The organism is Bradyrhizobium sp. Arg816, assembly GCF_029989365.1.
In the GTDB taxonomy this organism is placed as follows: domain Bacteria; phylum Pseudomonadota; class Alphaproteobacteria; order Rhizobiales; family Xanthobacteraceae; genus Bradyrhizobium.
On sequence record NZ_JAPRAQ010000001.1, the window covers coordinates 393,824 to 404,658 of the forward strand.

At 62.7% G+C, this 10,835-nt stretch carries 12 protein-coding genes; 1 reads left to right on the forward strand and 11 read right to left on the reverse strand.

Annotation, left to right across the window (positions count from 1 at the left end):
* Nucleotides 1-90 precede the first annotated feature (90 nt).
* Nucleotides 91-2,961 carry a winged helix-turn-helix domain-containing protein gene (locus tag OWC48_RS01865; RefSeq protein WP_282518397.1) on the reverse strand — a complete coding sequence of 957 codons (2,871 nt, stop codon included), beginning with the start codon at nt 2,959-2,961 and terminating at the stop codon, nt 91-93.
* Nucleotides 2,962-3,091: 130 nt separating this feature from the next.
* Nucleotides 3,092-3,901 carry a LytTR family DNA-binding domain-containing protein gene (locus tag OWC48_RS01870; RefSeq protein ID WP_282518398.1) on the reverse strand — a complete coding sequence of 270 codons (810 nt, stop codon included), beginning with the start codon at nt 3,899-3,901 and terminating at the stop codon, nt 3,092-3,094.
* 120 nt (nt 3,902-4,021) lie between these two features.
* Here OWC48_RS01870 and OWC48_RS01875 point away from each other — a divergent pair, with 120 nt between their 5' ends.
* On the forward strand, nt 4,022-4,993 hold the full coding sequence (locus tag OWC48_RS01875; RefSeq protein WP_282518399.1) for a prolyl oligopeptidase family serine peptidase: 972 nt from the start codon (nt 4,022-4,024) through the stop codon (nt 4,991-4,993).
* A gap of 33 nt (nt 4,994-5,026) precedes the next feature.
* Here the strand turns inward: OWC48_RS01875 and OWC48_RS01880 are convergent, their stop codons facing one another.
* The 9 genes from OWC48_RS01880 to OWC48_RS01920 all read right to left on the reverse strand — a co-directional run bounded on the left by OWC48_RS01880 (nt 5,027) and on the right by OWC48_RS01920 (nt 10,518).
* A complete protein-coding gene (locus OWC48_RS01880; protein ID WP_282518400.1) occupies nt 5,027-5,356 on the reverse strand; it encodes a GcrA family cell cycle regulator in 330 nt (109 codons plus the stop codon).
* Nucleotides 5,357-5,438: 82 nt separating this feature from the next.
* Nucleotides 5,439-6,080, reverse strand: coding sequence for a glutathione S-transferase family protein (locus OWC48_RS01885; RefSeq protein WP_282518401.1), 642 nt, complete (start codon nt 6,078-6,080; stop codon nt 5,439-5,441).
* Between the two features lie 151 nt (nt 6,081-6,231).
* Entirely contained in the window at nt 6,232-6,411 is a 180-nt protein-coding gene (locus OWC48_RS01890) for a hypothetical protein (protein WP_282518402.1), read from the reverse strand.
* A gap of 42 nt (nt 6,412-6,453) precedes the next feature.
* The gene (locus tag OWC48_RS01895; RefSeq protein WP_282518403.1) at nt 6,454-6,759 is read right to left on the reverse strand and encodes a hypothetical protein; all 306 of its coding nucleotides are present in this window, start codon (nt 6,757-6,759) and stop codon (nt 6,454-6,456) included.
* Between the two features lie 143 nt (nt 6,760-6,902).
* Nucleotides 6,903-7,223 (reverse strand): dodecin family protein, encoded by a 321-nt coding sequence (locus tag OWC48_RS01900; RefSeq protein WP_282518404.1) that lies wholly within the window; start codon nt 7,221-7,223, stop codon nt 6,903-6,905.
* Between the two features lie 83 nt (nt 7,224-7,306).
* On the reverse strand, nt 7,307-8,026 hold the full coding sequence (locus OWC48_RS01905; RefSeq protein ID WP_282518405.1) for a hypothetical protein: 720 nt from the start codon (nt 8,024-8,026) through the stop codon (nt 7,307-7,309).
* Nucleotides 8,023-8,460: a thioesterase family protein gene (locus OWC48_RS01910; RefSeq protein ID WP_282518406.1), complete on the reverse strand. Its 438-nt coding sequence runs from the start codon at nt 8,458-8,460 to the stop codon at nt 8,023-8,025. Before OWC48_RS01910 ends, OWC48_RS01905 begins: the two co-directional genes overlap by 4 nt.
* Nucleotides 8,460-9,368, reverse strand: coding sequence for a fumarylacetoacetate hydrolase family protein (locus OWC48_RS01915; protein ID WP_282518407.1), 909 nt, complete (start codon nt 9,366-9,368; stop codon nt 8,460-8,462). Before OWC48_RS01915 ends, OWC48_RS01910 begins: the two co-directional genes overlap by 1 nt.
* Nucleotides 9,369-9,411: 43 nt before the next feature.
* Nucleotides 9,412-10,518: a cupin domain-containing protein gene (locus OWC48_RS01920; protein WP_282518408.1), complete on the reverse strand. Its 1,107-nt coding sequence runs from the start codon at nt 10,516-10,518 to the stop codon at nt 9,412-9,414.
* Between the last annotated feature and the right edge of the window lie 317 nt (nt 10,519-10,835).

Below are 10,835 nucleotides of genomic sequence, written 5' to 3' on the forward strand. Positions count from 1 at the left end.
GCAGTGCTCATCTCGTTCGGGCTGATGGGAGTGAGCCTGCTGGGCCTGGCGCTGACGCTGACCTGCGCTCCCCAAAGAACGGAGATTGGCTCAACCGAGATCACGCAAAAGGCCTTTTGCTCGCTTAAGGTCGGCGGTGTCGAGACCTTCGGTAAACCGGTCGTAAATCGGTTGCAGCAGCGCCTTCGCTTCAGCCGGTCGGCCCTGATCGCGAAACAACTGCGCCAAGCTTGTGGCGCCGCGTAGTTCCCAGGACAGAGCGCCTTGCAGGCACGCCCACTTCATCGCCAGGTAAAACTGATCCTCGGCCGTTGCCGCAGCGCCGGGCGCACCTTGCAACAGCAGCAGTTCGCCCTTGATGCGCTGCAGCTCGGCGATGCTCAAGCGTTCTTCGGTCTCCTCCGCGCGCGCGATCGCATCGTGCACCACCGAAAGTCCTTCGCCCACTTGCCCGACGCGCCCCAAGCCTTCCGCCATCTCACCAACGAACAGGAAATAGCGGTGCGATGCGTTGACTTCGTCGCCGAGTTCGTCGATGCCTGACCGCAGCAGCGGCAATCCGCCGGCGGTATCTCCGCGCCTGATCGCAAGCAGTCCTTGATGGCTGCGGGCAAAGGCGACATAGCGCATCAGCGAATGCCTGGTCGAAAGGTCGATCAGCCTTGTCACATAATGGTCTGCGACATCCATATGGCCGCTCCACAGCGCGATCGGGCATGCTGCGTTGGCGACGATGTAGCACACCGAGTTGACGTGTCTGCTGGCAGATGCCTCATGCAGGTATGTTTCGGCGATGCGCATTGCGCGATCCGGAAATCCCTGCAGCCATAGGGTCCGGCCCAGAAAGGCGCCGGCGGTCACCCGCTGGTTGCTCCGGAAACGGCTGATCCGCGACGTTTGGACGGGAGGAACATAGTGCGCGAGCATGCGTTCGAGGTGATACCGCGCGCTTGGTTGATCGCCGAGGCATTGCTGCGAGATGCCGATCAATCGCTCACCGATCAGCCGATCGTTGGAATTTGACCGGCTTGCCGCAAGGGCGCTGAATCGTTGCGCGGCGGTCAAGGAGGCGCGAAGTCGGCCGGCAACCCGGTGAAAGAACCACAGGCCCAACAGCGACCGCAATTGATGCTCGACATCGTCAAGCCTCTCTGCAAGCTCCAGCGCCCTTGTCCAGGCTCCGCCGAGCGCGGGAATTTTCGCGTCGGTGACAAATATCAGGGTCGTACCGAGCGCAGTATGCAGCTTCATCTCGAGGCGCGCGTCGCCATTGACGGTAGCCCCAAGGGCGGCGATCGCCCGCTCCACGCGGCCTCGGCATTCCTCCAGCAACGACGAATGGATGCATAGGGGCACGGCGGCCGCGGTCAGCCCCGCGCCAATCTGCACGTCACCGCCGGGTGAGAAGGCCCAACCCAGCGCCGCGCGCAGGTTGTCGATGTGCCGTCCGTAGTCGCCCATCCAGTCGACCGTGGGGCGCATCTCCAGCTCCGCTTCAGCCCGCTCGAACAAGTCCCGGTAATACTCGGCATGGCGGCGCGCGAGCCGTTCCCGTTCCCCGCTCTCGTCAAGCTTTTCGAGGGCATAAGTATGGGTCGTATCCAATAAGCGGTAGCGCGCCGCGGTGGCATCGATTTCCGCCACGACCAGCGACTTCGAAACCAGGCTGGAAATTCCATCGACCACGTCCGGCAAAGCGATCCCGGCGTCCGTTACCACCGCGCAGATCGCCTCCAGGTCGATGGCGCCTGCGAAGACCGCGAGCCGACGGAGGAGCACCAGCTCAGGCTCAGTGAGCAGCTCGTAGCTCCAATCGAAAGTCGCCCGCAGAGTTTGGTGACGCGGCAGCGCCGTCCGCCAACCTCCGGTCAGCGGCTGAAACCGATCGTCAAGGTGAGCGGCGAGTTCTTCGACACCGAGAGCCGTGACACGTGCCGCCGCCATTTCAATCGCGAGCGGTATGCCATCAAGACGCCGGCAGATCGCCGCGATCGTCTTTGCCCGCTGGCCATCCAGAACCGCCCCTGGCTCGGTTGCTCGCGCACGTTCGATGAACAGTCTGACGGCGCCGTATTTCAGGAGATCATCCGAGGCCTCCGTCGGAATCGAGAGCGGCTGCACCCAGTAGACCTGCTCCCCCTCGGCCCGGAGCGGCTCCCGGCTGGTTGCGATGATCTGAGCCGAGGATCCGGCTCGCAGCACGCCCTCAGCCATCCTCGCTGCGGCGTCGATCACATGCTCGCAGGTGTCCAACACCACCAACAAGCGCCGCGCCGCCAGTGCCAGCGCCACGCGCTGCGTCGAAATTTCACCTCCGCCGAACTTGAGCCCGATCGCGGCAGCGAGCGCTATCGGAACCAGACTGGGATCGGCGAGCGGCGAGAACTCGACCAGCCACACGCCCTCTGGAAAATGCGGCAGCAGTTCACGGGCGACCGCGAGCGCGAGCCGTGTCTTGCCGATCCCCCCCGCCCCGGTCAGGGTGACGAGCCGGCCGGCACGGACGAGCTTCGAGATTTCCCCGACCTCGGCGGTGCGGCCGATCAACGCCGAAACCGGCTGCGGCAGGTTGGTCGACGCTAATGGCTGCGCCGACGCACTTTCGTTCAGGTAGAGTGGATGTCCCGGTCCGGTTGCTGGCCGCATGGTCCAGATGCCGCGCAGGTGATAGCCGCGGCCGGACACCGTCTTCAACAACTCGCGATCTGCGCCGAGCGCCTTGCGAATGGCGGATATATGAATCTGCAGCGTGTTTTCTTCGACCGTCGCAACCGGCCACACCTGATCTATCAGGTCGCGCTTGTTGACAAGCTCGCCGCCCGACTGAACCAGAATCTCCAGAATCTCGAATGCACGGTTCCCGATCGGAACGGCAACACCTCGGGACCGCAACTCACGCTGGGTAAGATCAATCTCCCACCCGTTCGACTCATAGACGGCTCGTAGGCTTTGCTCCGCCATCACGGCCTGCCCCGCCGGTTGAGTAATCCTAAGAAAATCTCAGCATCAGATCAGGGAACCGCGCCAGGAAATCAGCTTAAACGTTGATCCGGGCAGTGGGCAAGGGCCGTCGAACTATCCGGTCAGCGCGTCATAAGGACAATATTTCTGTTTCGGTGCTGCGGCCCGCCGTCGAGCTCTCGTTCGTCAACCAGCCCGCCTCCCGCACGATGGCGACGGCTGACCGGGCGACGGGGGCCGTGATTCCATTGACGAGTTGCAGTCGCAGATTGCGGCCCTCGGTAACGGCCCGCACAACCGCCTTCCTCGCGACCCACCAGGAGCGATGCACCTGCAGGCCATCGGCATTTTCGAGCGCCATCATCGCCTGGTTGAGCGTTGCCAGGACAAGGCGAGAGTTGCCGGCGGTATGGACGCGTACATAGTGGTCCTCCATCTGCAGGCAAAGCACCGCGGAAGGTGGCGCACCGAGTAGCCCGAAAGCAGTTGGCGGCGCTTCGCCGGCTTCCTTGGCCTGCTGTCGGCGATGTAACCGGGCCTGCATAAGAAGGGTGAAACCCAGCACAATCGGCAAGGCGGTGACGAGCCCCTGCAAGTACCAATCGAGTGGTCGCAAGATTTTCAGGAAAGGCCATATCGATACGGCGATCGACACGACCCAGATCTGGAATGGCGCGTTCAGGATGACGACGCCGAGGAAGATCGACATCCAGGTCATCGCCGGGTTCAGGCGGAGCCGCAGTACCACCCGGATCAGCGATCCGAAAAGGAGGATTCCTGGTAAGAAACAGGCGAGTTGAAACACCACGCGCTGCCAGGTCGGTCCGTTCAGATAGCTACCAAACGGTCCGATCAGGCCGAAAAAGATGGCGCAGACGCTCGCGATCGCGAGGTCAACGACCCAATCCCGCAGAAAGTCACTCCGGCGCGCTTCACTCATAAGGCCATTATAGTGGCGGTTTGCCCGCCGGCGAACCCATTCGCCCGTTGGTGAACAATTGCTGGCGCCGGCCTGTGCCGTTTGCTGGATCCTTGGCGTCTCACTCGCCGAGAGGTTCCCATGCGCTACACGATTGCATATTTTTTCGCCGTACTCATCGCGGTCACCGCCGGCCAGGCCGACGCCGCGGTCGGGTTCCGGCATTTCAGCATCGACGATCCGCAAGGCCCACCTATCGAGGTGGGCGTCTGGTATCCGACCACGATGACCCCGAAGCTGGCGGCGGTCGAGACCGATCAGCAGATGGTCGCCCGCGACGCGCCGGTTGAGGGCACCGGTCTGCCGCTGGTGGTCATATCGCACGGTCACGGAGGCTCCTATGCCGGGCACCTCGACACCGCCACGGCCCTGGCCAATGCAGGGTTCGTCGTCGCCGCTCTTACGCATAATGGCGACAGCTGGCGCGACCAAAGCCGTCCTACCGCAATCTGGGAACGGCCACGGCAATTGAAGCTGCTCACGGATTACATGCTGGGCGCGTGGAGCGACCACGGGCGCCTCGATGCCAATCGCGTTGGCGCGTTCGGCTTCTCGGCTGGCGGCTTGACGGTGCTAGCGGCCGCCGGTGGCGAGCCGGACCTTCGGACCCTCCCGCGTCACTGCAAGGCGCATCCCGCCTTCGAAGACTGTCAGATCATTCAAGAGCACCCGTCGCTGCCGGATACCGATATCGTCTGGACCCACGATCCGCGAATCAAGGCGGTGGTCTCCGCCGCGCCCGCTCTCGGTTTTGCCTTCGGGACCAACGGTCTAGCGGCGGTCCTCCAGCCGGTGCAGCTGTGGCGGGCCGAGGATGATCAAGTGCTGCCACACCCCTATTATGCGGAAGCCGTTCGGCTCGCCTTGCCGACGCCACCGGAGACGCACGTCGTGGCTGACGCCGGGCACTACGACTTTCTGAAGCCGTGCTCTGCGGACCTGGCAAACCGCATGCCTGCAATCTGCACAAGCAAGCCGGGCTTCGACCGCGCTGCGTTTCATGAGCGCTTCGATCACGACATCGTCGCCTTCTTCAAGCGGACGCTGCAGTAGGACGCGGAGCGCAACGGCCTTCGTGGTCAGCGCTTAGCCAGTGTTCCTGACCGCCTCGGCGAGAATGGCATACAGCTGCTGCTTGCTGAATTCCTTGGGCTGCTGCTTCTCTGCGGTGCTCCGCGACACCTTCTTTTCTACTCGACGTACCAAGGCGGCCGACGACGCCGGCCTTAGCTTCGGGGGCGGCCTGATCTTGGGTCTTGCTGTTGGCGGCTTGTGGCCACGCTTCAAGCCCGAACGGGTCAGCATCCCGCAGACCGCGTTACGGCTATACCCGAGACGGCGCGCAATCTGTGCCGCACTCTGTCCTGCGGCCCAGAGCCTTTTGAGCAGCGCTACGTCTTTCGCATCCCAGCCCATGAGAGATTATAGCGCGGACTGGCCGACTCTGGCTAGTCCAGGCCGCTCGTGGGAATCCCTTCCATGGATTCACGACCTGGCTCTACAATTTCGGTGATCGCTCCGCCCAGCCTTTGGTGGCTTGGCAGATTTCCATCGCCCGGGCGTAGGCGGGGCGTGTCGTGGTGCGGGCGAGATAAGCACGCTCGACTGAACCCGGGGTATAGTTGCCGGTTCGCAGACCAAGCAGGAGAGCGTAGCTCACTGAAATGTCAGCAGCAGTGAACCGGTCTCCGGCGAGAAATGGACGGCTTGCGAGACGCTGGATGACCAATCCCAGCCGGCTATGAAAGGTCTCCAGTGCCCAGCATGTGACCCGGGCGTTTCGCTCCGCTTCGGGGGCGAGTGCGCGACCAACGATGACGGCGTTCATTGGTCCGGCGAGCCCAGCCTCTCCCAAATGGAGGAATTGCAGATAGGCGGCGAAAGCCGGATCATCCGGGGCGACGGCGAGCGGGCTCGGGCCGTGGCGGGCGAGCAGGTATTCGAGGATCGCGATCGATTCGACCATGATCATCTCGCCGTCCTGCAGCGCCGGGATAAAGCCGGCGGGGTTGATCGCAAGAAAATCAGGATCATTCTCGACCGCGAACAGATCGACCGGGCGCAGCCGATAAGCCACTCCCAATTCCTCGAGCAGCCAAACGACACGGAACCCACGACCTTCGCCATAGACAGTGAGCATGATTGAGCGTCCTTACGCTGGCTTTAGTGCCTTAATTCGCAGGAGCGAGATTTCCACGCATACTGCTATCGCTCTGACACGATCTGCACAAGGCGCGCCGAGTACTCGGCATCATGCAGCGCCTCACCTCTTCACTTTATGGGTTCACGACCTAGTCTTCATCCGGCTCGCGTACGACTGCCGGTTCGTCGGCTTCATCCTCCTCTTCGTCGTCTTCGTCGTCCTCCTCGTCTTCATCAGGATCTCGGGGCGGCATCGCGGCGTCCATAGCTGCGAGCGGCGTCCAGACGATCGCCGTGATGAAAACTGCTTCGAAATCGTGTTGCCTCATGTTGTTGTTACTCCTCGAAAAGCATCGGCGCTTACGAATACTTCATGCCGAGGACGCCTCAGGTTCTATATTTACCAACACCTCGCCGGCAGTGATTTCGGGATCCCCGAGATCGAGGTCATGCAGACTTGCTTGAATAAACTCCATTATCCTGGCGTTCGCTGCATTGGCGCTTTCGCGGTCCTCGAACATCATCACGGCGACACCGACGCCGTCGCCCCCATCCAGCACGTAGTAAGATCTGAATCCGTGCGTTTGCCTCAGGATCTGACCGACGCCGCTCTTGGCGCGGCGAGCAGCGTCCGCAACCGAACGAACCTTGGTGTACTTGCGAATGACGATGTACATGAGGTCACCACGCGTTGCAGTTCCCGCCCTACGCATCAAAGCAACCGGGTCCCGGTTGGACCAGGGCGCTGCTTCCCGGATGGCCGCGCGCCTTTCTCCAGCGAGCCAACCTCGCCCCGCAAGCGGGGGCGAGGTGCCGAGGCTCAGGTCCCCTCGAACTTGAACGAGACGTTGAGCTTGGCGCGATAGGCCTCTACGTTGCCCTTCTCATCCAGTTGCACATCGAGTTTGACGACCTCTGCAATGCGAAGATCCCGGAGAGATTTTGCGGCTTGCTGGACCGCATTGGCGGCCGCCTTCTCCCATGAGTCGCTGCTGGTACCGATCAGTTCAATGACCTTGTAGACGCTATCAGGCATGTCGTCCTCCTGTTCGGTCTGAAGCAGGAAGCAGGTGCTCCCCGCCGTCGTGAAATCTAGCATCAGGATGTCGGCGCTGATACGACGCGATACGGTCTCGGACATCGCCCGGGGGGCCCGATAAGGACAAACCGCATTGGCGGGGATGGCGGCTTTTGGCCCGAAGCGGCGGTGCGATCGGCTCGTCGTCAGGCGGCTCTCTGAGGCCTAGACCTAACCACCCGCGTCAGCATCGGAAAATGCTTGTTGCCGCCTGCGAATGGCGGGAACTGGACGAAGTCCGCGCGCATGCGCTTGATCACGTCGGAGCCGAGCGCGTGCGCGAGGGCTTGCGGGCTGTCGAACACCAGCTTGTTGCGCTGCATGTGCTCGACCCGCCGCGACGGCAGCCGGTCGACCCAATCGATCCGGGTGTAGATCTCGATCTGGCGGACATCAGGGAAGGTTCGCATGATCGATGGATGATGCTCGAGATAGTGCAGGTTCCAGGCGTTCATATCCTCGGCCGGGCCGGGATAGTGCACGAGGTAACTGCACGGAGTGGTCGTGCCTGCCGGATGTTCGGCGACGTCGACGGGAAACGCGCGCGTCAGCATCACCTGGTGCGTGACGTCCAAGCCGGTGAGGATCGCTAGTCCGGCCCCCGTCGCGAGACCGGCAAGGATGCCGCCGCGGTCCATCGCCGCCTCGCAGGCGAGCAGGTCGGGAAACCGCAGTTGAAACGCAAACACCGGGCCGGAGCCATCGTCCCTGTAGGGATGATCGACCGACTGTTCGAGCGGCGTGAACAGCAAGCCCTCGGTCATGTCAGGGATCGACCCGACCAGCTCCGCTACGGCGACGACCTCGTCAGGATGGATTCGCCGTTCGCCGGCCGGATCGGAGAATGTCATGAACAGCGAGATCATGCGGGCGTTGCCTCGGTGCCCTCGCCGACGCTCACATGCGCGATCAGCGCGGCGCGAATGTCATCGGGCCACGGGATCGCATGGTGGGCCACCAGCGAGGTCGCCGCAAGGACCTGGCGGGCGCGCCAGCGCATGCCGTTCGCGCCGGAGACGACATGCTCCAGATGGAGCGATGATCCGCCGACGCGGCCGATACGCAAGTTGAACGTCAGGAGATCGCCGAACATTGATGGCCGGGAAAAGTCGCAGGATAGATGCACCGTGGGCGTCCCGATCTTCCGGACCGTGATCAGCTCCGGCCATGGAAATCCGATTCTCGCCCAGAAGTCTTCGACGACACCGTTGAGGATGTTCAGGTAGGACGGGAAGTACGCGATCCCCGAGGGATCGCAGTCTCCGAACCTCAGCTCGCGATCGAACGAGAACGTCGTCATCAGATCGCAACGACCGGATGCCTGATGACACCGACCCCGTCGACCCCCGCTTCCACCACGTCGCCCGGCCACAGCCATTCCTGGGGAGTCCTGCCGGCGCCAACGCCCTCCGGCGTTCCCGTTGCGATGATGTCGCCCGGTTCCAGTGTCATGCCCGATGAAATGTCCGATATCAGGACCGGAATGTCGAAGATCATGTATTTGGTGTTGGAGTCCTGCTTCATGACCCCGTTCTTGGTCAGCCACAGCCGCAGGTCATGCGGGTCGGGAATTTCGTCCGCGGTCACGATGCAGGGGCCGAACGGCGCATAGGTGTCCATGCCCTTGGAGAAGATCCACTGCCCGGCGCGGCGATTGTCGCGCGCGGAGATGTCGATCATCACTGAATAGCCGAAGACGTGGTCCATCGCCTTGTCGGTCGCGATGCGGGTCGCAGTCTTGCCGATGATGACGGCGAGCTCGACTTCCCAGTCGAGCCGCTGCGTCATCTTCGCATTGTGCTGGATCGCGCCGCCGGGGCCGATCACCGACGTCGGCGGCTTGGAGAACACGACCGGCTGCTTCGGCAGATCCTTGTCCGTGTCCAGGCTCTTGGCGGACTCCGCCACATGCGCGCGGTAGTTCAGCCCGATGCCGAAGATGTTCTTGCGCGGACGCGGGATCGGCGCCTGCAGCTTCACGTCCTCGACCGGAACGGCGGAGCCGGCCGGCAAGCGTCCATTGGCATCGTCCAGGCAGTCCCTGAGCGCCGGCAGCAATGTCACACTGTTGTCGATGAACGACAGCATGTCGCTCGGCCATGCAAAGCCGTGCGACGCACCGAAGTGCTCGACGTCCACGACCAATCCGTCAACGAGAACCCCGAGGCGGGCACCGCTGGAGCCCAAGGTGTAGGTAACAAGGCGCATGAAGCTTTATCCGGCTCTTTCGGTTGAATTCTGTGTGGGGACGTCAGGCGGCAACTGGCTGATGGCCGGCGTTGTCGCCATAGGCCTCTTCCCGGTAGAAGCCGAGACTCTCGATGACGGGCAGATCGTTGAAGCAGAACAGGCAGGCGTCCTCGCTGCCCGAGGCATTGCCGTGCTCATGCCAGGCCCAGGAGGGAACGCAGAAGATGTCGCGCTCCTGCCACTCAAAACGCTTGCCGGCGATGATCGAATAGCCGCGGCCCTTGGCGACCTGGTAGATGAAGCTGCCGGTATGCCGGTGCGACTTCGTCTTCTCGCCCGGCCGCAGCAGCTGCATGCTCGCGCCGATCGTCTGCATCACGTGTCCGCCGGAGATCGGATTGACGTAGTTCATGAGAATGCCGTCATAGGGCGAACCGTCGGTCGCGGCGGCATATTTGCGCAAGGACTCGTAGGTCGGCTCCCACTCGTATTTGAACATGGGCGAATAGCCCTTCGACCATTTCGAATCCGCCGGACGAAGCCCGGGATTGCCCCAGGTCTTGGTCATGTCGTCCACGGGATAACCGGAGTCTTCCTGCTGCACCTTGGGATGGACCGCGAAAAAATTCGCCTCCAGCGCGTTCACCAGCGGGATGTCCAGGCCGTCCTGCCAGATGCAGACCGAGCCGTTGGCTTCGACGCCATGCTCGTGCCAGGTGCCGTTCGGGGTGAGCACGAAATCCCGCGCCCCCAGCGTCATCTTGTGACCGTCGACGATGGTGTAGGCACCCGCCCCTTCCATGATGAAGCGCAGGGCTGAAGCCGAGTGCGCGTGCGCGGTTGCGACTTCGCCGGGATGCATCACCTGCAACCCCGAATAAAGCCAGCCGACCGCGGCCGACACATCGCGGCGGCCGGGATTGTTGAGATAGATCACCCGCCGCCCCGCCTTCTCCGGCGAGACCAGCTCGACCGAGCGCAGCACGTGCTCGCGCAAATCGTTGTAGCGCCAGAGCACGGGAACGGACGCCGATTGCGGCGCCCACGGCTCGATCTTGTTGGCGACCGTCCACAGCGCGCCGGCTTCGTACTTTTCGAGGTCCTTGTAATAGGCCTTGAGCTCGGGGGTGTCCTCGACATTGGCCCGACCGACGATGTTTTCGCGCATCCTATCCTCCAAGTCCTGCCCTTTGGCACTGTTGACGCGACGCGTCCCGAACTCTCGTTCCGATTTGCCAAGCGGCGCCGGCCGACGGCGATTGACCCGCAGATCGAAGATGTCGAACCGGTTGTAGCGCCTGATGATGTCGTGCATTCGCTGCGGCTTCACGGACCAGTGAAGCCGCCTTGTCCGCTGTCGCGCCGGCGTTGAGATAGACAGATGAAGCCTGGACGGCGGCGGCTCTAAAGCGAGGCAGCTTCAGCATTGGCCCTACCCTGTCGCTGGCTCATGATCGCCTTGCCGGAGCAGAGATCCGCAAGCGT

Coding starts and splice junctions, on each gene's coding strand:
- OWC48_RS01865 (WP_282518397.1), bottom strand. CDS start 2,961: ATGGCGGAGCAAAGCCTACGAGCCGTCTATGAGTCGAACGGGTGGGAG.
- OWC48_RS01870 (WP_282518398.1), bottom strand. CDS start 3,901: ATGAGTGAAGCGCGCCGGAGTGACTTTCTGCGGGATTGGGTCGTTGAC.
- OWC48_RS01875 (WP_282518399.1), top strand. CDS start 4,022: ATGCGCTACACGATTGCATATTTTTTCGCCGTACTCATCGCGGTCACC.
- OWC48_RS01880 (WP_282518400.1), bottom strand. CDS start 5,356: ATGGGCTGGGATGCGAAAGACGTAGCGCTGCTCAAAAGGCTCTGGGCC.
- OWC48_RS01885 (WP_282518401.1), bottom strand. CDS start 6,080: ATGCTCACTGTCTATGGCGAAGGTCGTGGGTTCCGTGTCGTTTGGCTG.
- OWC48_RS01890 (WP_282518402.1), bottom strand. CDS start 6,411: ATGAGGCAACACGATTTCGAAGCAGTTTTCATCACGGCGATCGTCTGG.
- OWC48_RS01895 (WP_282518403.1), bottom strand. CDS start 6,759: ATGTACATCGTCATTCGCAAGTACACCAAGGTTCGTTCGGTTGCGGAC.
- OWC48_RS01900 (WP_282518404.1), bottom strand. CDS start 7,223: ATGTCCGAGACCGTATCGCGTCGTATCAGCGCCGACATCCTGATGCTA.
- OWC48_RS01905 (WP_282518405.1), bottom strand. CDS start 8,026: ATGATCTCGCTGTTCATGACATTCTCCGATCCGGCCGGCGAACGGCGA.
- OWC48_RS01910 (WP_282518406.1), bottom strand. CDS start 8,460: ATGACGACGTTCTCGTTCGATCGCGAGCTGAGGTTCGGAGACTGCGAT.
- OWC48_RS01915 (WP_282518407.1), bottom strand. CDS start 9,368: ATGCGCCTTGTTACCTACACCTTGGGCTCCAGCGGTGCCCGCCTCGGG.
- OWC48_RS01920 (WP_282518408.1), bottom strand. CDS start 10,518: ATGCGCGAAAACATCGTCGGTCGGGCCAATGTCGAGGACACCCCCGAG.